This is a genomic window from Proteus sp. G2626 (assembly GCF_009915985.1).
In the GTDB taxonomy this organism is placed as follows: domain Bacteria; phylum Pseudomonadota; class Gammaproteobacteria; order Enterobacterales; family Enterobacteriaceae; genus Proteus; species Proteus vulgaris.
Genome location: NZ_JAABNH010000027.1, coordinates 350,166 through 376,553, shown reverse-complemented (window position 1 = coordinate 376,553; position 26,388 = coordinate 350,166). Strand labels below are relative to the sequence as shown.

At 36.9% G+C, this 26,388-nt stretch carries 18 protein-coding genes; 14 read left to right on the top strand and 4 right to left on the bottom strand.

Annotation, left to right across the window (positions count from 1 at the left end):
- Positions 1 to 17 precede the first annotated feature (17 nt).
- Positions 18 to 3,896 carry an ATP-dependent RNA helicase HrpA gene (gene hrpA, locus GWJ05_RS14210; protein ID WP_087802603.1) on the top strand — a complete coding sequence of 1,293 codons (3,879 nt, stop codon included), beginning with the start codon at positions 18 to 20 and terminating at the stop codon, positions 3,894 to 3,896.
- Positions 3,897 to 4,163: 267 nt separating this feature from the next.
- On the opposite strand, the gene GWJ05_RS14205 is transcribed toward hrpA, so the two are convergent.
- Positions 4,164 to 5,558, bottom strand: a complete 1,395-nt coding sequence (locus GWJ05_RS14205) for a basic amino acid/polyamine antiporter (protein WP_036936731.1) — start codon at positions 5,556 to 5,558, stop codon at positions 4,164 to 4,166.
- 263 nt (positions 5,559 to 5,821) lie between these two features.
- The gene (ydgH, locus tag GWJ05_RS14200; RefSeq protein WP_036936733.1) at positions 5,822 to 6,775 is read right to left on the bottom strand and encodes a DUF1471 family protein YdgH; all 954 of its coding nucleotides are present in this window, start codon (positions 6,773 to 6,775) and stop codon (positions 5,822 to 5,824) included.
- A gap of 387 nt (positions 6,776 to 7,162) precedes the next feature.
- Between ydgH and pntA the strand changes: the two genes are divergently transcribed.
- Both pntA and pntB read left to right on the top strand, forming a co-directional pair.
- A complete protein-coding gene (gene pntA / locus GWJ05_RS14195) occupies positions 7,163 to 8,692 on the top strand; it encodes a Re/Si-specific NAD(P)(+) transhydrogenase subunit alpha (RefSeq protein WP_036936736.1) in 1,530 nt (509 codons plus the stop codon).
- A gap of 11 nt (positions 8,693 to 8,703) precedes the next feature.
- Positions 8,704 to 10,092 (top strand): Re/Si-specific NAD(P)(+) transhydrogenase subunit beta, encoded by a 1,389-nt coding sequence (gene pntB, locus GWJ05_RS14190; protein WP_161681458.1) that lies wholly within the window; start codon positions 8,704 to 8,706, stop codon positions 10,090 to 10,092.
- Positions 10,093 to 10,168: 76 nt separating this feature from the next.
- On the opposite strand, the gene uspE is transcribed toward pntB, so the two are convergent.
- Together uspE and GWJ05_RS14180 are read right to left on the bottom strand one after the other, a co-directional pair.
- Positions 10,169 to 11,119, bottom strand: coding sequence for a universal stress protein UspE (gene uspE / locus GWJ05_RS14185; protein WP_036936740.1), 951 nt, complete (start codon positions 11,117 to 11,119; stop codon positions 10,169 to 10,171).
- A 141-nt stretch (positions 11,120 to 11,260) separates the two neighbouring features.
- Complete coding sequence (locus GWJ05_RS14180) at positions 11,261 to 12,019, bottom strand: FNR family transcription factor (RefSeq protein ID WP_036936742.1); 759 nt, start codon at positions 12,017 to 12,019, stop codon at positions 11,261 to 11,263.
- Positions 12,020 to 12,591: 572 nt separating this feature from the next.
- Between GWJ05_RS14180 and GWJ05_RS14175 the strand changes: the two genes are divergently transcribed.
- The 11 genes from GWJ05_RS14175 to ahpC all read left to right on the top strand — a co-directional run bounded on the left by GWJ05_RS14175 (position 12,592) and on the right by ahpC (position 26,341).
- Positions 12,592 to 14,982 carry a DMSO/selenate family reductase complex A subunit gene (locus tag GWJ05_RS14175; RefSeq protein WP_087802369.1) on the top strand — a complete coding sequence of 797 codons (2,391 nt, stop codon included), beginning with the start codon at positions 12,592 to 12,594 and terminating at the stop codon, positions 14,980 to 14,982.
- Positions 14,979 to 15,608: a DMSO/selenate family reductase complex B subunit gene (locus tag GWJ05_RS14170; RefSeq protein WP_036936745.1), complete on the top strand. Its 630-nt coding sequence runs from the start codon at positions 14,979 to 14,981 to the stop codon at positions 15,606 to 15,608. Before GWJ05_RS14175 ends, GWJ05_RS14170 begins: the two co-directional genes overlap by 4 nt.
- Positions 15,605 to 16,477 (top strand): dimethyl sulfoxide reductase anchor subunit family protein, encoded by an 873-nt coding sequence (locus GWJ05_RS14165; RefSeq protein WP_036936746.1) that lies wholly within the window; start codon positions 15,605 to 15,607, stop codon positions 16,475 to 16,477. The genes GWJ05_RS14170 and GWJ05_RS14165 overlap by 4 nt, the downstream gene beginning before the upstream one ends.
- A gap of 14 nt (positions 16,478 to 16,491) precedes the next feature.
- On the top strand, positions 16,492 to 17,376 hold the full coding sequence (locus GWJ05_RS14160; protein WP_036936748.1) for a 4Fe-4S binding protein: 885 nt from the start codon (positions 16,492 to 16,494) through the stop codon (positions 17,374 to 17,376).
- 135 nt (positions 17,377 to 17,511) lie between these two features.
- Positions 17,512 to 18,531, top strand: a complete 1,020-nt coding sequence (locus GWJ05_RS14155; RefSeq protein WP_036936751.1) for an NAD(P)H-quinone oxidoreductase — start codon at positions 17,512 to 17,514, stop codon at positions 18,529 to 18,531.
- 517 nt (positions 18,532 to 19,048) lie between these two features.
- A complete protein-coding gene (locus GWJ05_RS14150; protein ID WP_036936753.1) occupies positions 19,049 to 20,884 on the top strand; it encodes a pyridoxal-dependent decarboxylase in 1,836 nt (611 codons plus the stop codon).
- 433 nt (positions 20,885 to 21,317) lie between these two features.
- Positions 21,318 to 22,217: a PadR family transcriptional regulator gene (locus GWJ05_RS14145; protein WP_123822143.1), complete on the top strand. Its 900-nt coding sequence runs from the start codon at positions 21,318 to 21,320 to the stop codon at positions 22,215 to 22,217.
- Positions 22,210 to 22,365 (top strand): hypothetical protein, encoded by a 156-nt coding sequence (locus GWJ05_RS18450; RefSeq protein ID WP_173807727.1) that lies wholly within the window; start codon positions 22,210 to 22,212, stop codon positions 22,363 to 22,365. Before GWJ05_RS14145 ends, GWJ05_RS18450 begins: the two co-directional genes overlap by 8 nt.
- A 629-nt stretch (positions 22,366 to 22,994) precedes the next feature.
- Complete coding sequence (locus tag GWJ05_RS14140) at positions 22,995 to 24,512, top strand: carbohydrate porin (RefSeq protein ID WP_103004719.1); 1,518 nt, start codon at positions 22,995 to 22,997, stop codon at positions 24,510 to 24,512.
- A 329-nt stretch (positions 24,513 to 24,841) separates the two neighbouring features.
- Positions 24,842 to 25,492 (top strand): hypothetical protein, encoded by a 651-nt coding sequence (locus GWJ05_RS14135; protein WP_052038499.1) that lies wholly within the window; start codon positions 24,842 to 24,844, stop codon positions 25,490 to 25,492.
- Positions 25,493 to 25,777: 285 nt separating this feature from the next.
- Positions 25,778 to 26,341, top strand: a complete 564-nt coding sequence (ahpC, locus tag GWJ05_RS14130; protein ID WP_006536680.1) for an alkyl hydroperoxide reductase subunit C — start codon at positions 25,778 to 25,780, stop codon at positions 26,339 to 26,341.
- The last annotated feature ends 47 nt before the right edge of the window (positions 26,342 to 26,388 follow it).

The window sequence follows — 26,388 nt, the reverse complement described above, 5'->3', positions numbered from 1 at the left end:
TGACATTATCATCTGCCATGCTCTATCAAGAAATAGAGCAATTATCGTTGCGGGAGCAGCAACGATTAAGAAAACGTCTACGTGGCGTCGCTAAAATTAATAATGAAGAGTCTAAACAAGCGGTATTAAGTGCAATTAAAGACGATATCACAACAGCACAACAGATGATAATTCGCCGTCGTGCCACTTGTCCTGAAATTACTTACCCAGAAAACCTTCCTGTTAGTCAAAAGAAAGATGCTATTTATAATGCAATAAAAGATAACCAAGTTGTTATTATTGCAGGAGAAACTGGCTCAGGTAAAACAACACAGATCCCTAAAATCTGTCTTGAATTAGGGCGAGGGATCAAGGGTTTTATTGGGCATACTCAACCGCGCCGTTTAGCTGCGCGTTCAGTGGCTGAACGTATTGCTCATGAGTTAAAGAGTACGTTAGGAGAAGCGGTAGGTTATAAGGTCCGTTTTAGCGATCATGTTGGTGATAACTCGCTCGTTAAGTTAATGACAGATGGTATTTTATTAGCAGAATTACAGCAAGATAAGCTGTTATTACAATATGACACTATCATTATTGATGAAGCCCATGAACGTAGCTTAAATATCGATTTTATTCTTGGCTATTTAAAGCAACTATTACCTAAACGCCCTGATTTAAAAGTTATTATTACTTCTGCAACCATCGATCCTGAGCGTTTTTCTAAACACTTTAGCCAAGCTCCAATTATTGAGGTTTCAGGTAGAACTTATCCTGTTGAAGTGAGATATCGCCCAATTGGTGGTGATGAACTTGATAGCGATAAGGATATGACTGATGGGATTATCGATGCTATTGATGAATTAAGTCGAGAAAGTGCGGGTGATATTCTTATTTTTATGAGTGGTGAACGAGAAATTCGCGATACTGCTGATGCGCTGAATAAGTTACAGCTTCGCCATACTGAAGTATTACCTTTATTTGCCCGTTTATCGAATAGTGAACAGAATCGTATTTTTCACCCCCACAATGGCAGACGCATTATTTTAGCAACCAACGTTGCCGAAACTTCATTAACTGTACCGGGCATTAAATACGTTATTGATACCGGTTTTGCGCGTGTCAGTCGTTATAGTTATCGTACTAAAGTACAACGACTTCCAATAGAACCTATTTCTCAAGCTTCAGCAAATCAAAGAAAAGGGCGTTGTGGTCGTGTTTCTGATGGCATTTGTATTCGTCTTTATTCAGAAGATGATTTTATTTCTCGTGCTGAATTTACTGATCCTGAAATATTAAGAACTAATCTTGCATCTGTTATTTTGCAAATGACCTCAATAGGATTAGGTGATATTAGTGCGTTCCCATTTGTACAGCCACCTGATAAACGTAATATTCAAGATGGTGTTCGATTATTAGAAGAGCTAGGTGCATTACAAGAGGGAACAGATCATAATGGTGCTTATCGTTTAACCCCTATGGGAAAACAACTTGCACAACTTCCTATTGATCCTCGTTTAGCAAGAATGGTACTTGAAGCGCGTAAATATGGTGCTGTTAAAGAGTTGATGGTCATTACTTCCGCACTTTCAATTCAAGATCCTCGTGAAAGACCAATGGATAAACAGCAAGCTTCTGATGAGAAACATCGGCGCTTCCAAGATAAAGATTCTGATTTCTTGTCTTTTTTAAACATGTGGGATTATTTGAAAACTCAACAAAAAGAGTTGAGTCATTCCCAGTTTAGAAAATTGTGTCGCCAAGAATTCTTAAACTTTATGCGAGTTCGAGAGTGGCAAGATGTTTATACGCAATTGCGACAAGTTGTGAAAGAATTAGGTTTTCCAGTCAATAGTGAACCTGCCGATTTTAGAAGTATTCACGTAGCACTACTAAGTGGTTTATTGTCGCATATTGGGCAAAAAGATACGGATAAACAAGAGTTTACTGGCGCAAGGAATGCTCGTTTTTCTATTTATCCAGGCTCAGGTTTATTCAAAAAACCGCCTAAATGGACAATGGTAGCGGAGCTAGTCGAAACATCTCGTTTATGGGGGAGAATTGCAGCTCGGGTCGAACCAGAATGGATTGAACCTATTGCTGAACATTTGGTGAAACATCACTATAGTGAACCCCATTGGTCAAAAGCGCAAGGCGCTGTAATGGCTAATGAAAAAGTGACATTGTATGGTCTGCCTATCGTTGCTTCTCGGCCTATAAATTACAGCCAAATTGATCCGCTTTTATGTCGTGAGCTTTTTATTCGCCACGCGTTAGTGGAGGGAGATTGGCTAACTCGCCATGCATTTTTCCGTGACAATTTAAAATTACGGACAGAAGTTGAAGAGTTAGAGCATAAATCTCGTCGTCGAGACATTCTTGTCGATGATGAAACAATGTTTACCTTCTACGATCAGCGAATACCTCAGGACGTCGTTTCGTCTCGTCATTTTGATAAATGGTGGAAAGAGGCACAAAAGGCATCACCTGATCTGCTTAACTTTGAAAAAAGTATGCTTATCAAAGATGATGCTAAACGAGTTAGTGCATTAGATTATCCGAACTATTGGCAACAAGATAATTTAAAATTACGTCTCACTTACCAATTTGAGCCTGGTACTGCGGCTGATGGTGTCACCGTTCATATTCCATTACCTATTTTAAATCAGGTAAAAAATGAAGGGTTTGATTGGCAAATTCCGGGTATTCGTCATGAATTAATAGTGGCTTTAATTAAATCATTACCAAAACCTATCCGTCGTAATTTTGTACCAGCACCTAATTATGCTTCTGCATTTTTAGAGCGAGTACCTCAAGTTGAAGGTGATTTGCTTGATAGACTTGAAAAAGAGTTACGTCGAATGACTGGAGTGACGGTTGATAGAGAAAGTTGGCAACTTGATCAAGTTGCCGATCACTTAAAAATGACATTCCGTGTTGTAGGTGATAAAAATAAAACGTTAGCAGAAAGTAAAGATCTTAATAAGTTAAAAGAAAATTTAAAGGAAAAAGTGCAAGAAACGTTATCGGCGGTGGCTGATGATGGTATCGAGCAGCAAAACCTACATATTTGGAGTTTTGGTGATTTACCACAGCGATATGAGCAAAAACGCGGTGGTTATTCAGTGAAGGCTTATCCTGCTTTAGTTGATGAAAAAAACAGTGTAGGCATTAAGCTTTTTGAAACAGAAACTGAACAACAAGCATCAATGTGGGAAGGGGTACGACGGTTATTATTATTAAATATTCCTTCTCCGATTAAATACTTGCATGAAAAATTACCAAATAAAGCAAAGTTGGGTCTTTATTTTAATCCTTATGGCAAGGTGCTCGATTTAATTGATGATTGTATCTCCTGTGGTGTTGATAAGCTCATGGCGTCTTATGGTGGTTTAATTTGGCAAGAAGACGAATATCAAAAGCTACAAGAGTATGTCAGGGCAGAGCTAAATGATGCTGTGGTTGAAATAGCAAAACAAGTTGAATCAATTCTAACGCAAGTTTTTGCCATCAATAAACGTTTAAAAGGGCGGGTTGATATTAGTGTTGCTTTTGCATTATCTGATATTAAAGCCCAACTTGGTCTGTTAGTTTTTCCTGGTTTTGTTACCTCTCATGGTTGGAAGCGCCTTGCTGATATCCCTCGTTATTTAAGTGCAATTGAAAAACGAATGGAAAAATTGGCTATTGATCCTAATCGTGATCGTGCACAAATGAGTCGAGTTGAAAATGTTATACAGCAATGGCAACAGTGGTTAGGCAAACTGACTGAAAAACAAAAACAGCAAGACGATGTACAAAATATTCGCTGGATGATAGAGGAGTTAAGAGTGAGTCTATTTGCCCAGCAGATAGGAACACCTTATCCAATATCAGATAAACGGATATTGCAGGCAATAGAACAAATTAATTTTAACTAATAAAATAGTGACATGTTTGAGCCCACGAAAACTAATGCTTTTCGTGGGCTTTTTTATTCTCTTGTTAATTAATAGCTAGCTATATATTAGTTACAACATACTATTGTTTTCTTAACTTATAAGCACCTAACCATCTGTGTAAAAAACAACAGCTTAATAGGGGAAAATAACCGGTTTACAAAATAGGATTTTTAGTAGAGACAAACATGAGAGAAAAGCGCTAGAGAGAAAAGAGGTGCTATTTTTATAGCACCTCTAGGCGTGATTTTAGTAAAGAGCTAAGTAACCTAATGCGGGAATAGCACCAAATAACACAAGTATCAGCATGATCTTTTCGCCTAAAAGTAAGGGGGTATTGTTTTTATATTGTTTGCGTGTATATAAAAACATTAAGATACCAGGCGCATAAAGTACAACGGATAACAATAAGTTAATAACACCAGATGCATAAAGTAACCATAAACCATATAAACTTGCGGGTATGGCTATCAGTAATAGAGCACGGCTACTACGTGCAATGGCAACTTTAAATAGAAATGCGCCTACTAAGAAGTAAGGTACAAGGATCATCTCTGAGGCGATAGTCAGCAATGTGTTGTAGTTACTTCCTGTTAACCAGATTAAGACTAAAGAGAATTGAACCGCTAAGTTGGTAAACCATAAAGAAGATGAAGGTGCGTCATTTTTATTTTGCTTACCGAGCTGTTTAGGGAATGAATGATGCAATGCTGCGATATAGGGAACTTCTGCTGCCATAATTGTCCAGCTTAAATATGCGCCACAAACAGATAAAATAAGACCTGTAGCAATAATTATTTCACCCATACTACCAATAAGCTGTACAAGCAAAGGAGCCATTGACGGGTTTTTCATTGTGGCTAATTCAGCTTGGCTGACTAAACCTTGTGATAAAAGTGTCACAAGAATATAAATAATGAGAGCAATCACAACAGCTAGTACGGTGGCTAAACCAACATCTTGTCGATTTTTAGCTCTGGCAGAAACGACAACGGCACCTTCAATACCAATAAATACCCATAGCGTAATCAGCATTGTATTTTTAACTTGGTCCCAAACAGGAACGCCCATATTTATGCCTTGAAAATCAAGGGTAAATATATCCATATTGAAAGCTAATAAAGCGACAATAACGAATAATCCTAACGGAATAAGTTTTGCCATTGTTGCCATTAAATTAATACTGGCGGCTGTTTGTACACCACGTAAGATAAGAAAGTGAACAACCCAAAGTAATATGGATTCTCCTATTAAGGCCTGCCAAGTATTACCATCACCAAAAATGACATTTTCAGGGGAATCCGTAAAAAAACTGAAGGCAGCAAAAACAATAACAAGATAAGAAACGTTAGCGACAACCGCGCAGACCCAATAACCCCATGCAGAGCAAAAACCAATAAACTCACCAAATCCTTCTTTAGCGTAAGTAAAAATACCACCATCAAGATCAGGGCGAAGACGAGAGAGAAGTAATAAAGACGTGGCAAGAAAGAGGATCCCAATACCGGTTATAACCCAACCAATAATCAATGCGGCAGGGCTAGCAACTTCAGCCATATTTTGAGGCAAACTGAATACACCAGCACCAACCATTGAGCTTAACACTAACGCGGTGAGTGATATTAAGCCAAGTTTCTTATTCAAGGATAATTACCTACGTGATTAAAATTGTAAATAAATAGCGTATTTTCTTGTTTTTTGGTCAGTAAATAGAATAAATATGAATATCTCAAATTTAAATAAAGATAAAAACACTAAAAAACAGCGAGATTTTACGGAGAGTTAACGTGGTTGTCTATGCATTAAATCATAAAAATTATGCACTTTTACAAAATGTAGTTTGTTTGATTATATTTTGAGTAAAAAAAACCTCGCATTAGCAAGGTTTTTTAATTAGGACGTTTTTATTACTTGAAGAGGTCGGCTGTAATCGTGACGGTACCACCATCACTTTGCCATTCATTTGTAATATGGTAATACTTGGCGCCTTTTGCTGCAGCACGCTTTGCAACCTGATAAGAAATTTCTGGTGAGTTTACAAAGTATCCACTAAATGTAATGGTATCAAAAGGATCCATTAATGCAGCAGCTGCTTTGTTAACTTCTTGAATTTCAGTACCATCAGGTAATGTTACAGTGTAACGACCACTTGCACCCGAAGTTTGTGTATCAGTAAATGTACCTACACTTCTATCAAAATCAGTGTTTGATGCAAGACCTGGTTTCTCAACTTTATTGGCAGCGGCTCCGCCTTCTGCAATAAGTGCGCGACCGGCATCAGAATCGTAAGGAACAACGGCTTCTGGTGCTTGAATAGCACGTTTAGGTGCATCTTTTTTGTAGATATAAGCTGTGACTTCTTGGTTACCACCATCATTTGTCGATACGTTACGTACAATAAAGAATGATGCTGCACCTTTTTTAGCCGCTGCTTTTGCAATTGCATCGTTAATATCAGGGGTTGTAGGGAAGTAACCACGGATAGAAACAGTATCAAATGGTTGTAACAGAATTGCTTCAGGTTTTGGTAATTCAGTTACGCCATGAAAAACACGATAGCTTTCTTCTTCTGCTTTTGGTGCATCTTTATGGTATAGGTCAGCAGTAACAGTCATATTGCCACTATCACTGATATCATCAAGACCTTGAATATAGAAACTATCAGCACCGACTTTATCAGCACGACGTGATACCGCATCTGCGGCTTCATAAATCGCGTTAAAACGACCGATAACTGTAATTCTTTCAAATGGTTTTAGTGCTGCAGCTTGTTCTGGAGTCAGTTCCTGAGCAGCCTGCGCAACAGTGATATTAGTTAAAGACAACATCGCTGCTGCGATGACTGAGGTTTTCAGCTTCATACAAAATCCTTCCGCCTTGCGCAATTAATATTGGTCATGTGCTGAACGTAGTGGTTTATCACATAGGGATTAATTATTACATGTAATAATAGCATTTGTCGCATTATTTTATTTAGTGAATCACCACAGAGTCAAATGACCAGTATATGTTACCAGATATTTACCTGAATATAGTGAATAATTCATAAATATGCCTTTTCGACTAAAATGATCCAATTAAGTTCAATTTTAGCTTTACACAGATATAGATTATTGGTTTTATTTTCAGTAGGTTATTAGAGCTACGATTAATAGCATGCATTTGATTATTTTTAACATTTTTTTTGCATGATTATGAAATTAGCGGAGAAATTTTAACAGGTCTCATATGGATAAGAAGGGAAAATTATGCGAATTGGTATACCCAAAGAGCGACTTTCTAATGAAACAAGGGTTGCTGCAACACCTGCTACAGTAACTCAACTCATAAAATTAGGATTTACAGTCGCAATTGAAAATGGTGCTGGTATTGCTTCAAGTTTTGAGGATAAAGCTTATCAGGAAGCAGGGGCTGAGATCCTCGATCTCCAAAATGTCTGGCAATCAGACATTATTTTAAAAGTAAATGCACCACTTGATAATGAAATCGCGCAATTACAAGATGGCGCAACGTTAGTGAGCTTTATTTGGCCTGCACAGAATGCGACATTACTCGAAAAACTAGCGGAAAAAAACATTAACGTTATGGCAATGGATAGTGTGCCACGTATTTCTCGTGCACAATCCCTTGATGCGTTAAGTTCAATGGCAAATATTGCTGGTTATCGTGCCGTTGTTGAAGCAGCCCATGAATTCGGAAGATTCTTTACTGGGCAAATTACTGCGGCAGGTAAAGTACCACCAGCTAAAGTGATGGTTATTGGCGCTGGTGTTGCAGGCCTTGCTGCAATTGGTGCGGCAGGAAGCCTCGGTGCAATTGTTCGTGCATTTGATACGCGGCCTGAAGTGAAAGAACAAGTTCAAAGTATGGGGGCTGAGTTCCTTGAACTTGATTTTAAAGAAGAAGCAGGCAGTGGTGATGGTTACGCTAAGGTCATGTCAAAAGCTTTTATTGACGCTGAAATGGCATTGTTTGCAGAGCAAGCAAAAGATGTTGATATCATTATTACAACTGCATTAATCCCAGGAAAACCAGCACCTCGTTTAATTACGAAAGAAATGGTTGATTCAATGAAACCTGGGAGTGTCGTTGTCGATCTTGCAGCTCAAAATGGCGGGAACTGTGAATATACCGTGCCTAATGAAGTCTTTACGACAGACCATGGTGTAAAAATTATTGGTTATACAGATCTTGCTGCTCGGTTACCGGCACAATCATCTCAGCTCTACGGCACTAACTTAGTCAATTTGCTGAAATTACTCTGTAAAGAGAAAGACGGTAATATCAATATTGATTTTGATGATGTTGTTATTCGAGGTGTTACCGTTATTCGTGCTGGTGAAATTACTTGGCCTGCACCGCCAATTCAAGTTTCAGCACAACCTAAAGTGGCACCTGCTGCGAAACCACAAGAGAAACCCGTTGCTAAACCGGTTTCACCTTGGAAGAAATATGGTTTATTAGCTATTGCTTTCTTATTGTTTGCATGGCTTGCGAATGTGGCACCGAAAGAATTTTTATCTCACTTTACGGTATTTGCACTTTCTTGTGTGGTGGGATATTACGTTGTGTGGAATGTTAGCCATTCATTACATACACCATTGATGTCAGTGACAAATGCAATATCAGGCATTATCGTTGTCGGTGCTTTGCTACAAATTGGGAGTGGTGGCTGGGTTAGCCTGTTTTCGTTTGTCGCAATATTAATTGCGAGCATTAATATTTTTGGTGGATTCACTGTTACTCAACGTATGTTGAAAATGTTCCGTAAAGGCTAAGGGAGACAATTATGTCCAGCGGAGTTGTTACAGCGGCATATATTGTCGCCGCAATATTATTTATTTTCAGCCTTGCCGGTTTATCAAAGCATGAAACCTCTAAACAAGGTAACTATTTTGGTATAGCAGGGATGGCGATTGCATTATTTGCAACCATTTTTGGACCTTATGCAGGAAATGTAGGTTGGATTATTATTGCAATGGTAATTGGTGCCGTTATTGGTATTCGTTTAGCTAAAAAAGTCGAAATGACACAAATGCCAGAATTGGTTGCAATCTTGCATAGTTTTGTGGGTTTAGCCGCCGTTTTAGTCGGTTTTAACAGTTATCTCGACCACGATACCGCAATGGATCCTGTGATGGTGAATATTCATCTAACAGAAGTCTTTTTAGGGATCTTCATTGGTGCTGTTACATTTACAGGTTCAATTGTTGCTTATGGTAAATTAAGTGGAAAAATGTCATCAAAACCGATGATGTTGCCTAATCGCCATAAATTAAACCTTGCAGCTTTGGTTGTTTCTTTCTTATTGATGGTTTGGTTTGTTAAAACCGACAGTGTTGGTTTACAAGTTTTCTTAATCATCGTAATGACTGTAATTGCATTAGCATTTGGTTGGCATTTAGTTGCATCAATTGGTGGTGCTGATATGCCAGTAGTTGTATCGATGCTGAACTCTTATTCAGGGTGGGCAGCTGCAGCCGCTGGTTTTATGTTAAGCAATGACCTGTTAATTGTAACAGGTGCATTAGTGGGTTCTTCTGGTGCCATCCTTTCTTATATTATGTGCAAAGCGATGAATCGTTCTTTCCTAAGTGTCATCGCGGGTGGATTTGGTTCAGATGGTACAGCTTCAACGGAAGATGGTGAAATGGGAGAGTATCGTGAAACAACAGCTGAAGAAGTTGCTGATATGCTGAAAAACTCAACATCTGTCATTATCACCCCAGGTTATGGGTTAGCTGTTGCTCAAGCACAATACCCTGTACATGATATCACTGAGAAATTACGTCAACGTGGTATTAAAGTACGCTTTGGTATTCACCCTGTAGCAGGACGTTTACCAGGTCATATGAATGTTTTATTAGCAGAAGCTAAAGTGCCTTATGACGTTGTATTAGAAATGGATGAAATCAATGATGATTTCTCTGATACTGATACTGTTCTCGTTATTGGTGCTAATGATACTGTAAATCCCGCCGCACAAGATGATCCGAATAGCCCAATTGCAGGGATGCCAGTATTAGAAGTGTGGAAAGCGCAAAATGTTATTGTGTTTAAACGCTCAATGAATACAGGTTATGCAGGAGTTCAAAATCCTCTGTTCTTTAAAGAGAATACACAAATGCTATTTGGTGATGCGAAAGCCAGTGTAGATGCGATTTTAAAAGCGCTGTAATAGATATAAAAATAATGATTAAAATAAAACGCCAGTCGATGAATTTCAACTGGCGTTTTTTTATACAGGTGCGTATTTATTCGTGATCATTCTCAACTGTAATAGGACAGGTAAAACCATCGGGTTTGATGGCTAATAAATCACATTTGATATGATCAATAAGTTGTTCTGCGGTATTTCCTAAAAAGGCTGCTGAAAGACCCGTTCTTCCCAAAATGCCTAAAACTACAATACCCGCATTTAGCTCTTCACAAACTTGAGGAATAACTTGCTCTGGTAATCCTTCTTTAACATGGGTTTTCTCTTCAGGAATACTGAATTTCTGGCGAAGTTCTTTCATCGCAATAAGATGTTGCCCACGAAGTGCATTGTTATAAAGGTTAGGATCAAAATCAGGTAGTTCAATCGCAATATTAATCGGTGCGACAGGGTAAGCACTGAGTAGATGAACATCAGGATCTTTTTGTATGCGATGAGACAAATCAGTTGTTAATTCGATAAGTTTTAAATTAAGAGCATCATGGTAAGATTCTTCATTTGATAAATTTGCCGCCACGACAATAGTGCCGTATTCAGGCCACTCTTTATCTTTAACCATCCAAACAGGGCAAGGGCATTTTCTAAGTAATTGCCAATCTAGAGGAGTAAAAATAAGTGAGCCTAATTTATCATGTTGGTGAGCCATTTTTATGAGTAAGTCATGTTGATGTGCAACGACTTCTTCGATAATGGCTTCATAGGGGCGATTATGCCAAATGACTTTAATGTCAATTTCTATGCCGGCTTCAAGGTAATAGCGAGCCTGCTGTTTGATCCAAGCTGCTTTTTGACTAATAACACCTTTGCGCATTGCATTGCGTTCATCGGGAGATAAAAGGGTTGTCATGTCATAGGAGAGATCATAAACAGGTAGAAAAGCTTTTATCCGCCCACCATTACGCTGAACGATATAGACAGCACGGCGAAGTGCTGGTTGGTCATCTTGGTTAGGATCAATGACAACGAGAAGGTTTTGATATTTTTCCATTGTAATATCCTCTTTAGGGCTGGATTTATCCATCTACAATTTAAAGATAACCCAAGAAGATAAAATGCAATAGCACAAAATAGAAAACGGGGCACAAATTTGTGTGCCCCGTTATAAAATTAGTGTGTGAAATGTAACAGGTTAAACTTCTGCTGATGAAGGAAGTTTGCCTGCTAGTTCACTTAATAATGTACTATCTTCGATAGTAATGTATTTACCTTTAACGCTTAACATACCACTTTTTTGGAAGCGGCCTAATAAACGGCTAATCGTTTCAACGGTTAAACCCAAGTAATTACCGATATCACCACGAGTCATGGTTAAACGGAATTCACGAGGGGAAAAACCACGTTGTGCGAAACGACGAGAGAGGTTATAGATAAAAGCAGCCAAACGTTCTTCTGCATTCTTTTTCGATAGCAGTAAAATCATTTCTTGGTCACCTTTGATCTCACCACTCATCAGGCGCATCATTTGCTGACGTAAGTTAGGCATTTTGCCTGACAGATCATCTAAAGTTTCAAATGGAATTTCGCAAACCATTGATGTTTCTAAGGCTTGTGCAAAACTAGGGTGTTCAGTATTAATAATGGCGTCAAATCCAACCAAATCACCGGCAAGATGAAATCCTGTTATTTGCTCGTCGCCTTCTTCCGTAATGGTATAACTTTTAATTGTACCGGAACGTATGGCATAAAGTGATTTCAGCTCATCACCTGCTTTAAACAAGGTTTGACCTTTTTGGATGGGCTTTTTACGCTCGATAATATTATCGAGTTGATCAAGCTCATGCTCGTTTAAAGTAAACGGGATGCAGAGCTGGCTAATACTGCAATCCTGACAATGGATTGCACAACCGCCAGATTGGATTCGGCGAACGACGCGTTTTTCTGGGATCATAAGCTTGCTCATTACAAATAAAAATATTGATATGCGTCAATTTTAACACATATTGCAGTAATTGGTAAGGGGAATAACGATACGTATAGAAATAATTCTGAATGTAACAAAACATGTATCTTGATAAAAACAATGTTTTGCTTAAAGGCTTATTTAGAACAATTTGCGCTAACCCTATACTCAATTGGTATATTATTCGATTTTCTAGCGAAGTTATAGTGCTATTACTAAATTATCCTGGTCAAAATCCAAAAATGAAGGTGTGCTTCAAGATTTTCTATCTTTATATTGACATTTTATTTACGGGCTTACCTTGAATTTGATTTTTTTTATACATAACTCTTTATTTTATTAACAAAAAATAGGTAAAGTTAACTAAGTGTATTTTTGATGCAACTTAATGCTACCTTGAATTAGCTTCCCCTTATAAAAAATGGGGAATTTGCAAAGAAATGAGAAATATTGAAACATTCCATTACCTCTTTAGTGGTATTGATGTACATCAATGAGGGTTTACCACTATATCCTATCATTTTCACTGATGAGAGTTGTTATGTGAGAATGATAAATCAATGAAAAAAACAGAAAAAAATCAAGAAAACAATGGGATGACATCTCTAAGTCGTCGCCATTTTGTTCAAACAAGTGCAGCATTGGTTTCTGTGCCTTTTTTCGCACGAAATGCACACGCTAATTCAGATAAAAGTTTATCTATTGCGCAAAATGATGAAGAACCCGCTACGGTTGTTGCTACATGTAGCACTTTTGACTGTGGTGGTAAGTGTGATATTCGTGCACATATAAAAGAAGGGATTGTTACTCGTATTACCACTAGACCTGATAATGAATTAGATGAAGCTATGCCAATTATGAGGGCATGTGTGCGTGGACGAGGTTACCGTAAATTTTCTTATCATGCTGATAGATTGAAATACCCTATGAAAAGGGTCGGTAAACGTGGTGAAGGTAAATTTGAACGTATTTCATGGGATGAAGCGACAACGCTTATTGCAGAAAATATTACACGTTTAACTGAAAAACATGGAGCCGCAAGTCGCTTTTTAACCGTTAATACCGCTGTAACAGGGGGGATCTTCTCTGGTGATACTATGATGAAGAAACTCTTTAATTTAACAGGTGGATACTTACCTTATTATCATTCTGTCAGTTTAGGGAATACAGTCAAAGTAACACCTTATACTTACGGTATATCAAAAACGGGAAGCTCACTCGATACCCTTGAAAACACACCTTTAGTCATTTTATGGGGTCATAACCCCAATGAAACTATTTTTGGTCATACAAACCATTATTTTCAAAAAATGAAAGATAAGGGGACTAAGTTTATTGTTGTCGATCCTCGTTATTCGGATACTGCTCAATCTCTTGCTGATCAATGGATCCCACTCTTACCAACAACAGATAATGCCTTAATGGATGCAATGATGTATGTCATTGTTACCGAAAATCTTCATGATAAACCTTTTATTGATAAGTATGTTGTTGGTTTTGATGAAGAGCATATGCCAGAAGGTGTTCCCGCTAATGAGTCATTGGTTGCTTATTTAACCGGTAAAAAAGAGGGGATAGAAAAAACACCTGAATGGGCGGAGAAAATCACAAAAGTACCCGCAAATACCATTCGTCAACTTGCACGCGAATATGCCATGACGAAACCCGCCGCCTTAATTCAGGGGTGGGGGCCTCAACGTCATATTTGTGGCGAGCGTAGTGCTCGAGGCTCGACGTTATTGGCTGCAATTACAGGAAATGTAGGTAAGAAAGGTGCGTGGGCAGCGGGTTACGGCGGTATTGGTAATCGCCAATCTATACGTGGACCTAATATCGGTGAAAATCCAATTAAAGCACAAATCTCCATCATGAATTGGATGCAAGCGGTTGATGATGCAAGCAAAGTACGTACTGAGGATGGTCTTTTAGGTGTTGATAAACTTGATACCAATATCAAGATGATTTTTTCTTTAGCAGGTAACTATTTAGTCAACCAAAACCCTGATGTTAATGCAGCTGCTAAATTATTAGCAGATGAATCAAAAGTCGAATTTATTGTTGCTAGCGACTTATATCTCTCTCCCTCTGCAAAATATGCGGATCTTGTTTTACCTGAAACCAGTTTTTTAGAACGTTGGAACATTGGTAATACATGGGGCACAGGAAATTATTTCCTTCTATCTGAAAAAGTTGTTGAACCCGCTTTCGAACGTCGTTCTGATTATGAATGGATAACAGACGTAGCAGAAAAAATGGGAGTAAAAGACGCTTTTACTGAAGGTAGAAGTGAAAAAGAGTGGATTGCCTACCTTGTTGATACAAATAAAGAGCGCTTCCAAGATAGATCCGATTTCCCTAATTTTGAGGAATTAGTGAAAACGCGTCGTTATCTTTTCAAAGATGAACCATTCATTGCCTTCGAAAAAAATATCAGTGACTTTAAAAATAATCCATTTCCAACGCCATCAGGGAAAATTGAGATATTCTCTAAACGCCTTTACGACATGAACAATCGGGATATTCCGGCTTTATCTCACTATGTACCCGCAATTGAAGGCCCTGAAGATAAATTAACAGCAATATATCCATTACAAATGCTAACTTGGAAAGGGAAAAATCGTGCAAACTCAACACAATATGCCAACCCTTGGTTACAAGAAGCGCAACGTCAAGAAGTATGGATAAATCCAATTGATGCTGAAAATAGAGGTATCAAGAATGGTGATATGGTACGTGTTTATAACGATAGAGGGATAACTCAAATCCCTGCCTTAGTCACACAACGCATTATTCCTGGTGTTGTTGGTTTGCAAGCAGGTGCATGGTGGACACCTGATGAGGACGGAATTGATCATGGGGGATGCCCAAATGTTTTAACATCAACACGGATGACGCCATTAGCACATGGTAACTCGCATTTAACGGTTTTAGTTGAGGTAGCCAAAGCATGAGTGATTTTAAAGAATATGCACCAGTGAGTGATGAACAGCTCGGTTTCTTTATTGATTCCTCTCGTTGCTCTGGTTGTAAAGCTTGCCAAGTGGCATGTAAAGATAAAAATAATTTAGAAGTCGGACGTCGTTTTCGTCGTATTTATGAAGTAAAAGGAGGCGGTTTCGCACCAACAGGACAAGGTGGTCTGGTTAATAATGTGTTTGCTTATACATTAACCATTTCTTGTAACCACTGTGATTCACCTGTCTGTGTAAGAAACTGCCCAACAACGGCAATGCATAAACGAGAAGGTGATGGTATTGTTCGCGTTGATACCTCTAAATGTGTAGGTTGTGGGTATTGTGCGTGGTCATGCCCTTACGGTGCACCACAAATGAATGAAGAAACAGGACAAATGTCAAAATGTGATTTTTGTGTCGATTTACTGTCAGAAGGCAAAAATCCAATTTGTGTTGATACCTGTCCGCTAAATGCGATTAAATTTGGCAAGATAAAAGAGTTAAGAGCGAAATATGGGCATTTAAGCCAAGTTCAAGGGCTACCTGACTTTACGATGACAAATCCAAATTTAGTTATCAAACCTCATACAGGGGCGATGAAAAAAGGAGGAGTTCAAGCATGAATGAATGGCCATTAGTTACCTTTACTTTATTCGTCCAAAGTTCTGTGGGTGTGACTATTTTTACCGCACTTTATTTTTGTTGGCTAGAAAAAGATATTGGTAATCAACGAGCAACGGTTGCTATGCGACCCGCTTTATTAACTGCCGCTATTTTAGGATGTTTAGGATTATTAGCATCAACGTTACATATGGGATATCCATGGAATGCCTTTCATGCATTACGCCATATTTCTTCATCATGGTTGAGTCGTGAAATCATATTTGCTGCTGTTTATCTTGGTGCATTATGTCTTTATACCTTGGTCGTTTTGATTAAAGGACATATGAATAAAAGTCTATTAGCGGTTATTGGTTTGCTTGGCATTATTGATATATTTTGTATGGCATCACTGTATTACAATACCTCGATACTGACATGGATGCATATAAATACCTATTTTATGTTTATAGGTGCATTATTTGCTGCCGGTGCCGTTATTGCACTATCAATAACGGCATTTCGTATTAAAGCATTTATAAATAATGAATTAGCAAAAAAAATTGTGATAAGCGCATTAGGAATTATTTTCCTTTCAGTAACATTGCGCATGGCTGTACAACCATCCTATTTAGAATGGTTGTCATTAGTTATCTCAACAAATGATGCGATAACATTCCCTCATACGCCTATCATTGCGTATAATGAAATATTCGGATTAAGAGTATCTGCATGTATAATGTCAATAATCGGCATTTTAGTGATGGGATACAGTGTATGGAAATATCGTAATGCTGTATTTACTTCAGGATTGTCTATGGTGTTAGCGAGTAGCGCAATAATACTGATTGCAGAAATTCTTAATCGCTTTGCATTCTTTATTGTTAAGTAGTGGAGTTGTGATGTATGAGGCGTTTTATTACGATGGAGCTTCCTCCTGAACCAATTATTAATGATAAATGTGTTAGAAAACGCCTCAAACAAAGCCTATGTGATAGTTGCTCTAAAGTTTGTCCTGTGGGTGCTATCACTTTTGGTCACTTAGATGTAAAGATAGATAATGAACGCTGTTTCCAATGTGGTAATTGCCTGTTTACTTGCCCTGTAGATGCAATAGAAAATATTGCACCCCATGAAAGAACGTATCAGGATAATTATTTAGTTGTTAATCATGATGAGCCTTTAGCAAGTACAGAAGAACTATTAGTGTGGCATCGCCAATATCACATTAGAGGAATGAAAATAGCACAACCTTTAGTGGATAAATGGCTTCCTGTTTTAGCGAATTTAAATCTTCAACTAAAAACATTACAAGAGCCTATCTGGCAATTAATGATCACTGAACCTACTGATATTGATAGTGGGCGTCGTTTTATGCTTTTTCGTCAAAAACTAGATGAAAAACCATTAAATAAAAGTCAAGTAAGAACAGGTTTAAATGCAAGAAAACAACTGTATCCCGAAGATAGTTGGTTCCAGATTCAGTTAGATAAAGAAAGTTGTATTCTTTGCTCTGCATGCGCCAAAGTTTGTGATGAAGGTGCGATTGAACTCGAAAATAATATATTCACTCTTGATGAAAAGCGTTGTACCGGCTGTATGAATTGTGAAGTTGTTTGTTTTCCTAAATCCATTCATGTTAAAGAACGTGTCGCTAAAAATAACGAACCCATCCTTTACCATTATTATGATGCACACTGTGAAAAATGTCGGTTAGCTTTTTTATCATGGAAGCCAGATGCAACATTGTGCCCGATTTGCATACAACATAAGAAGCAAGGTTGGTTATAATCTTCGTTTATCTACACTTGATTTATTGTTTACTAGATGAACTCTTTTCTTAAAACTTTAAAATAAGAAAGATAAGTGATCGAAACAGCTCAACTAGCATAACATTCTGAGAGTGGCTAAATTAAATGGGAGAATATGATGAAAACTGTTTTACCTGCAAATATGTTGGAGATCGCAATTACAGAGCCCGGTGATATAGACAAGTTACAACCTAAAATATCCCCAATTCCTTCACTTCCTCCTCATTATCTTTTAATTAAAGTTGCCGCCTCAGGTGTTAATCGGCCAGATATATTTCAAAGACAAGGTCGTTATCCTCCCCCCGCAGATGCGTCACCGATCCCCGGTCTTGAGGTTGCTGGAGAAGTTGTGGCAGTAGGTGACGGTTGCACCAAATGGCAATTAGGGGATAGGGTTTGTGCTTTAGTTGCTGGTGGGGGGTATGCTCAATATTGCATTGCACATGAAGATATCGCATTACCCTCAATGAGTTTAACGGATCTTGAAGCTGCCGCCTTGCCTGAAAATATTTTTACAGTGTGGGCTAATTTATTCCAGTTAGGTAAACTAAAACAAGGTGAATCTGTACTTATTCATGGCGGAACATCGGGGATTGGCTCTATGGCGATTATGCTTGCTCATGCTATAGGAGCGACCGTTTATACAACGGTTGGTTCTGAAGAAAAAGCCTCTGTAGCTTACAAGATTGGTGCTGATTATGTCATTAATTACAAACAAACCGATTTCGCTAAACAGATTCCCATTTTAACTCAAGGTAAGGGGATTGATGTTGTGCTTGATATTATTGGTGGCGATTATGTAGAGAAAAACTATCAAGTTGCGAGTAAGTTTGGACGTATTATACAAGTGGGTATGATGAAAGGAATGCCTAAAAATTTAAATATGATGCCAATGATGATTAAACGTCTAATTCACACGGGGTCAACCATGCGTTCTCGTTCAGTAGAAGAAAAAGCACATATTGCACAAGAACTAAAACAATATGTATGGCCATTGATTGCCGAAGGTAAGATTAAACCAATAATAAATGCCATTTTTCCACTCACAGAAGTAGGTAAAGCTCATCAATTAATGGAGTCTGGTGATCTAATTGGTAAAGTGATGCTAGAAAACACAACTTATAACTTATACTGATGGTAAATAAGAGTATTAAATATTATTTGTTATAAGTAGTGATGTTTTTTTTGTTAAAAAAAGCGAATATTCTGAAAAACACATGATCAAATTATCGTGTGTTTTTTTTATATATTGAAGTAAAAATGAATAACAATTAAATAAATATATTTTTAATGGCATACAATATTTAATATCTATCTCTTTTAATGGATATTAGGCGATAGAAATATTTATTTATTCTGATTAAGATAGATTTAAGTATTGACCTTAGTAAAAATAATATCATATTTTCAGGAATACAACTTAAATCAAAATTGATAATAAAATAAAGAAACTAACAAATAAAACTAAATCATTTATCATTAAACATGAAAAACTTTAGATGGAGTTGAAAAAATCTTAACTGATATCAATAAAATAAAGAAGATTCTTACTCATCATGTGGTATATCATTTGAATAGAGATTAATTATTTACGATTAATAAACACAATTCTTATTAAAACATATAACAAAAATTTATATATAGGTGCGATGATGGCAAATCATAAACAAACCTGTCTGAGTGCTACAGAGCGTGTATACCATACCCGAACCGTTGATACCCTAGTATGTTATCATCGAGAGATGGCAAAAATATTAATGAATAGTGAGTATTGTTTTCCTAAGGAAAATAAAGTCAAAAAAAATGATAGTGATAATTTAGAGACTAAAATAAAAAATCATACGATTGAAAAAAAAGCAGTAGATAATGCTTATGACTCTATTTTAGATACGCTGAAACAGCAAAATAATTATGCTCAATCAGATATTGAGCCTTATTTTTCCCATCATCATTCTCAAGTGATGCAATTGGCTAAATTTGGCTATCTTTCTGCGTTAGCTTACAATTCAGATAATGTTTTTAATCACCACTCACCCTTACAGATACAACAAGAAAAGAAAATTATAGATGATCTCTGTAAATTAATTGGTTTTTCATCAAAAGATGCATTTGGCCATATCACTACAAGCCATACATTAGCTTGTTATGAAATATTATGGGCGCTTAGAAATTTAAAAACATTACCAATGGCGATTGCTCGTCATCCAAAGTCACGAGATTTAGTTGCAGATAAAAAAGCATTTGAGTTATTCAATATGTCTATCTCAGATATTCTAGTAATGAGTGAGCAACTCAATAAACGTGAAATTTTTGATGATGTTAGCTATTTGACATGCCGGGGAACAGGAATGACAAAAACAATGCATTTAGGGAAATTGCTTGTTCCTGTTTCACGTTTTGAATTCTGGAAAAAAGCAATGGACATACTAGGGTTGGGATATGACAACCTTATTGCATTACCTATCGATGGTTCATTTAAAACAGATACGGAAAAAATGCGCAGTATTGTTTTACGTCTTATTGAACAGGGGGAACCCATTCTTGGTATTATCGGCATGCTAGGATCGCCATCTTATGGCAGTATCGATAAGCTAAAACCCCTTTTTGAATTAAGAAAAGAGTGCGAAGAAAAATACAATAATTCTTTTTATATTCATATTGATGCTTCGCAATTTGGGTATATGAAAAGCCTTTTTCTTGATGATAATCATGAGATTATACCTTATGAAATATTGTGCGAAAGATTAAAAAAAGACACACCTTTACTTGAATTAACGCCTGAAATATATGAAAGCGTTACACAACTTTCTCTTGCTGATTCTGTCTCTTTTGAACCTTTTCAAGCTGGTTTTTCTCCTTATCCCACAGGTGTAGTGTGTATTAAAGATGCACGTATGAGTCGTTTTCTCACTAATCCACCGAGATTATGTCCAGAACAAGCTGATGGTGTTCCCGAAATTGACGGTATTCAATCAGCACCCGCAGTGGCTTCGATGTGGAGTGTACATCAACTCTATCCTTTCACTTTGTCGGGATATGGGAAATATGCACAAATTCAATGGGAAACCCGAGTCAAACTTGAACAATTCTTTAATCAGGCTCAAACATTTGAAAAAGAAGGTGAGCACTATTTTATTCGCGTTCTATCCGTATCTGATTTTAATAAATTGAATTTTGCGATTGTGAAAAAAGGGAATACGTGTTTAGAAACACAAAATAATCTTAATAAAGCAATATATGAAAACTTAGTTGTAAAAAGTCATTATCGGCAAGATTTGAGCTTACTGACACTCTGTGCTCGAAATAGTGATGATGCTCCAATGCAGTTTTGTCGTGAGTGTGATTTAGGTAAAAATGAATGGGAAACAATCAAACATTTAAGTTTGTTGCAAATCACTATAAAAAGCACACAACTAGTTGATAAAAAACAAATTGAGGCAGGATACCAATATATTAAAAAGATCGTTTTATCTGCGTTAGATCAATAGCAATAACAAATTTTTTGTTATTAAGAGTAATCCAACCTAAAAAACGAAGTAGTGAGTAATATCTCATTATCTTCGCTTTTTTGGTGGTTTACTATATCCATATTCAAGTTTTTCTCAATAGAAAAGGTGACGCTGTCACTTATTGTTTTCACTCAATTGGTTTTTGTCATCTCTTAGCAATCATTTTTTATCTCTATTTTGATTTTTTCTTCTTTTGTTTTTATTGATAGCACATAAAAACAAACTAGAGAATGAGAATCATTCATAATAAAAACAGTCTGTGCCTATAAGGATAATCATAAATAAATCATCTTGTTAAAGATAAAGTCGATTTAGACATATATTTAGATATATCTAAAACTTGATCATTTAGATATATCGGATTATATTGACTACATAAATTCGATATATCTAAAACAATGAGGGAATATTTATGATGATTCGAGCATTACAGTCACTTTATCAACAACGTGCCGATAATGGTGAACATGGTAGTCATGGTCATGGAAAAGGATGTTGTGGGGGTAAAGGTAAACAGGCACGGCACCATGAAAGCCGAAGCGAACATTGTTGTCATGGTGAACATGAGCATGGACATAAAGAACATGGAGAGTGTCGTCATGGTGAACATAGTCACGGACAAAAAGGACAGGGAGAATGCTGTCATGGTAAACATAGTCATGGACAAAAAGGACAGGATGAATGCTGTCATGGTAAGCATGATCACGGACACGAAGGACATGGCGAATGCTATCATGGTGAACATAGTTCAGAAGGACAAGGTAAACGACGCGGTCGAGGATGCGGTGGACGAGGTAAAGGTCGTCAATTAAAACGTATGTTTGATCATGGTGATTTGCGAGTTCTGTTACTTAGCATGATCGCGAAAAAACCGAGTCATGGTTATGAAATTATTCGTGAAATAGATGAAGCCTCTTCAGGATTATATGTACCTAGCCCTGGTGTTATTTATCCAACATTAACACTACTTGAAGAACAAGATCTGCTAGTTGCCAGTATCGCTGAAAAAGGTCGTAAAAATTACAGCATCACACCTGAAGGTACTGCATTTTTAGCAGAACATCAGGAAATAGATACCAATATTCAAAGAAAACTGGCTTATGCGAGAGACTTGTCTCAAAACGCGGGAGGAGTTTCTGAAGAGATTGAATCTGCTGTCGGAAAATTAAAGGCGGTATTACGCCATAAACTAGTGTTAAAAGAGCTCTCAGTGGAAAGAGCGGGACGTATTGCTTCAATTCTTAATGAAGCAGTTGAGAAAATTGAAGCTATCAATGAGGCGTTGATCTCAGAGGAAAGGGAAGATGAATAAAACAAATACTCAACCACAAAATACAAGAAGACATAATGAAATAGAAAAAGAGGATTTAGAAAGTAATCCTGCAGTAAAAGAACAAATTTGCCCTAAAATGCCAGTTTCTTACTTCCGTAGAGCATTACGTAAACCTGGCAGAATATGATAATGATAGACGGAGGTTATCATGATATGACCTCTGTCGGTTTTTCTTCTATTAAGTTTCTCCTATCTACCGCCTTGCAAAATGGTTTTTAAATAATAGAAACCAATAATCCCCTTATAAAAACGCTTTTTCTTTCCTAATTGTTATTACCATCATTGCTGCCTTTATTATTTGGAAATCATCATTTTTTGATGACAATTTGCATCATTTTCTCTAGTTATCGTACTAATATCAAAGAAATCATAAATGTTTGTGGAAACGTTCCACATTAGCGATTATTTTATTTAGGTTAGTAAGTCATTATAAAAATAGAAAGCATAAACCAGAGATATGCTTGTAATAACAATAAAAATAAATACCGAATTAAAATAATAAACGTTTGTAAGTGCTTAAATGAGAATTTAAAACAAATACCTTACTGAATAATGCGAGCGTTTAATTCGAGAAAACAAGGGAAAAACAACACAGATACTGGTTTATTTCTTATTAAGAAGAGAAATAACGATGCGAATAACGATTTGATACTTATAAAAATACGCTCATCAAATAGAACAATCAATCAACTAAGTTGATAGTTATGTATTTGCCGTACCTGTTGAATCAACATTTGTTAACTGAGGAATATTCGAATGAAAGTGAAGACATTATCTGCAGTAATAACTTTAATCCTCTCCACACCGTTATGCGCTAATGCACAAATCGACATAAGTGCTATTGAAGCGAGATTAAATGCGTTAGAACAACGTGCAAATGCGGCTGAAGCAAGAGCTGCAGCCGCAGAACAAAAAGCAGCTCGTCTCGAACAACTCATTAATTCAAATAATGGGTCTAAAGGGAAGTCTACAAATAACGTTACTTCAATGAATATGGAGCAACGCATTGCTGTATTAGAAAAGCAATCAGATGAAGCTCAAGCCAAAGCAAATATCGCTCAGACTCAGCTAAATAAACTTCAACAAACACAGTCAATTCAGTTTGCTAAGACAAAAAATAAAGAAGGTGCAGGTTTTTTCTCTACGAATACAAATTGGGGCGATCTCAAATTGTATGGTGATGTTGAATATAATATTGATGCAGCAAGTAAAAAAGGGCAATTAACATCAATGAGAATGATGCCCGGAAAGCAAAAAGACTTTGAAGATAATGAAAAGTGGTCACTTAATGGGCGTATTTTAATTGGTATTGATGGTGAGAGAGAATTAAAAAACGGCAATTACGCTGGTTTTCGTGTTCAACCTATGGCTGACATGACGGGTAAAATGAATCTAGATGATGCTACCTTTTATTTTGGTCAACGTAATAAATGGGAATATAAAATTGGTCGTTATGAAGCGTATGATATGTTCCCTTTAAATCAAGATACTTTCGTCGAATATTCAGGTAATACCGCAAATGATTTATATGGTGATGGTTTTGGCTATATTTATATGATGAAAGAGGGGCGTGGTCGTAGTAGTGATGGTGGTAGCATGATGGTTAACACTCATTACAATGACTGGTATTTTGAATTAAATGCGTTAGTTGAAGACGGAACTTCTGTTTTCAAAGATGGTGAGTATCACGGGCGTAAACTTGATAACCGTAAAAATGTTATTTATATGCGGCCTGTTATTGCATGGCAGAAAGATAACTTAACAATTGCAGGTGCGATAGACGCAAACGTAATAAGCAAAGCTTATGGTTACGAGGATGAAAATGGAAAATTCCAAGATCAATCACGTCGTACTGGTTATGGTCTAACGTTAAAGTGGGATACTTTAGCTGATGATCCTGTCAATGGCATTGTTGCAAATTTAAGTGTTGCTTATCTTGATGCTAAAGACGAAAACGATTTTTCAATGGGTAGTAATGTGTTGTGGCGTAAATTCCAATTAGGTTATATCTATGCACATAATGATATTAAAGCTTACTATCAAACAAGCGGAAATAATGAGCAAAATGAAACCTATTTAACGCTTAATCCTGGTAAATACAATATCAATACAGTATTTGCTTCTTATGAACTGCCTAATATCTTGGATATGGATAATTTCAAAACCTATTTAGGTGCTTATTATTCGCGGATAGATGGCAAAGACGAGATAAATGTACATAGTAGTGATAAAGATCGTTACGGTGCCCGTATCCGCTTTAAATATCTATTTTAACCTTGCTTTTATACTCAAAGTTAGCGATTAGCTTCATATATAAAGACTTCAAAATACAATGTACTGTTGGTTAGTTGGAGTCTTTTTTCTTATATAATGTATAAGTCATTAAATCTATTAACTAGATTGATTTTTCGAACTTACCACTCTTTACTTTCTGAACCTTGGTTATTTCTAGTTGTGAGATCTCTCGAATTTTTGAATTTTTATTAATTAGGTAACTGATTTTACGGGTACTTTTGTTTTATTTCCTGCCATAATCGGTTTAACGTTTACAGATATAAAATAACGTATTTAAATACGATTAATATTAAGTAGGAAACAATTCAATGCCTTTCTATACACAAAACAGTTATTCAAATAATAATAAGATCTATAAGCAAAATAGAATAAAAACACTATTAATAGGTTTGGCCTTAATTCCTTCCTTCGTATTTGCAGATGACCTGTCACAATTACCACAAAAAGAGCGAATAGCTTATTTTACTCAAGCTCAGCAAGCAGGGATCACTGGTGTTGCTATTAAAACCAAACCTGTGTTGGCAAGGCCGGCTAAGGAAGGTGAAATCATCACAACCATTATTAAAGGTGAAGGTGTTGAAACTGTCTCTGAACCTGCAAAAGAGGGGGATTGGGTCGTGCAAAATATCTGTCCAGAGACAGGTAATGAAGAAATATTGGTAAAAAAAGCTAAATTTGCTCAACGTTACAATACTACAGAGAAAAATGAAATTAATTTAGTGTCTTATCCTAATGATTATCAACCTTTTATCCCAAAAGGGATCGAAATGAATTATTTTATTGTGCCGGGATCTACAACTGCTTTTGCAATGAAAGCCCCATGGGGAGAATTGCAACGCTTTCAACCGGGTGATGCGGTTGTTCAATCCACAACGGATAACCAAGATATTTATCGTATTCAAAAGGCAGCATTTGAGTGTACTTATACTATCCTTAAACCTGCCAAACTAGCACAATAGTATTAAACTAATCTGTGATAGGTTGAATTATTATTTTTATAATTCATAATGTTATAAGCATATCACCATTTAAGGCAAAGATATTAAATAGAGAAAGTTGTTAATAGTAAGTAAGGCATACTGTCATTGTTGTTTAATTGCTTTAACAGCTACATTTCGTTAACCTATCTCTATCAATTTCTTCAACTCATTAGGTAAAACCTATTGAACTGATAGTAGGAATGTATTAGCTATTCTCAAGTGGAATAGGTACATTAGTTCCCATACCAAACAGGAGGAAATACAATGTCTTTAATTAATACCCCAATCAAACCATTCAAAAACATGGCATTTAAAGACGGTCAATTCGTAGAAGTGACTGAAAAGGACGTCGAAGGCAAATGGAGCGTTTTCTTCTTTTACCCTGCAGACTTCACTTTTGTGTGCCCAACCGAATTAGGTGACTTAGCGGATCATTATGCTGAGTTCCAAAAAATGGGCGTAGAAATCTATTCAGTTTCTACCGATACACATTTTACCCATAAAGCATGGCACAGCAGCTCAGAAACTATCGGTAAAATCAAATATGGTATGATTGGCGACCCAACTGGCGCATTAACTCGTAACTTCGAAAATATGCGTGAGAACGAAGGTCTTGCAGACCGTGGTACTTTCGTTGTTGACCCACAAGGTATCATCCAAGCAATCGAAATCACAGCTGAAGGTATTGGCCGTGATGCATCAGACCTGCTACGCAAAGTTAAAGCTGCTCAGTATGTAGCTAGTCACCCTGGCGAAGTTTGCCCAGCAAAATGGAAAGAAGGTGATGCAACTTTAGCTCCATCACTGGATTTAGTTGGCAAAATCTAAATAAGAATTAAGCCACTAAAAAAGTTATTTATCGGGTGTTTCGGCAC

Excerpts from the sequence above, each read along its gene's own strand:
- hrpA (WP_087802603.1), top strand. The coding sequence starts at position 18 with ATGCTCTATCAAGAAATAGAGCAATTATCGTTGCGGGAGCAGCAACGA.
- ydgH (WP_036936733.1), bottom strand. The coding sequence starts at position 6,775 with ATGAAGCTGAAAACCTCAGTCATCGCAGCAGCGATGTTGTCTTTAACT.
- pntA (WP_036936736.1), top strand. The coding sequence starts at position 7,163 with ATGCGAATTGGTATACCCAAAGAGCGACTTTCTAATGAAACAAGGGTT.
- pntB (WP_161681458.1), top strand. The coding sequence starts at position 8,704 with ATGTCCAGCGGAGTTGTTACAGCGGCATATATTGTCGCCGCAATATTA.
- uspE (WP_036936740.1), bottom strand. The coding sequence starts at position 11,119 with ATGGAAAAATATCAAAACCTTCTCGTTGTCATTGATCCTAACCAAGAT.
- GWJ05_RS14180 (WP_036936742.1), bottom strand. The coding sequence starts at position 12,019 with ATGATCCCAGAAAAACGCGTCGTTCGCCGAATCCAATCTGGCGGTTGT.
- GWJ05_RS14175 (WP_087802369.1), top strand. The coding sequence starts at position 12,592 with ATGAAAAAAACAGAAAAAAATCAAGAAAACAATGGGATGACATCTCTA.
- GWJ05_RS14170 (WP_036936745.1), top strand. The coding sequence starts at position 14,979 with ATGAGTGATTTTAAAGAATATGCACCAGTGAGTGATGAACAGCTCGGT.
- GWJ05_RS14165 (WP_036936746.1), top strand. The coding sequence starts at position 15,605 with ATGAATGAATGGCCATTAGTTACCTTTACTTTATTCGTCCAAAGTTCT.
- GWJ05_RS14160 (WP_036936748.1), top strand. The coding sequence starts at position 16,492 with ATGAGGCGTTTTATTACGATGGAGCTTCCTCCTGAACCAATTATTAAT.
- GWJ05_RS14155 (WP_036936751.1), top strand. The coding sequence starts at position 17,512 with ATGATGAAAACTGTTTTACCTGCAAATATGTTGGAGATCGCAATTACA.
- GWJ05_RS14150 (WP_036936753.1), top strand. The coding sequence starts at position 19,049 with ATGGCAAATCATAAACAAACCTGTCTGAGTGCTACAGAGCGTGTATAC.
- GWJ05_RS14145 (WP_123822143.1), top strand. The coding sequence starts at position 21,318 with ATGATGATTCGAGCATTACAGTCACTTTATCAACAACGTGCCGATAAT.
- GWJ05_RS18450 (WP_173807727.1), top strand. The coding sequence starts at position 22,210 with ATGAATAAAACAAATACTCAACCACAAAATACAAGAAGACATAATGAA.
- GWJ05_RS14140 (WP_103004719.1), top strand. The coding sequence starts at position 22,995 with ATGAAAGTGAAGACATTATCTGCAGTAATAACTTTAATCCTCTCCACA.
- GWJ05_RS14135 (WP_052038499.1), top strand. The coding sequence starts at position 24,842 with ATGCCTTTCTATACACAAAACAGTTATTCAAATAATAATAAGATCTAT.
- ahpC (WP_006536680.1), top strand. The coding sequence starts at position 25,778 with ATGTCTTTAATTAATACCCCAATCAAACCATTCAAAAACATGGCATTT.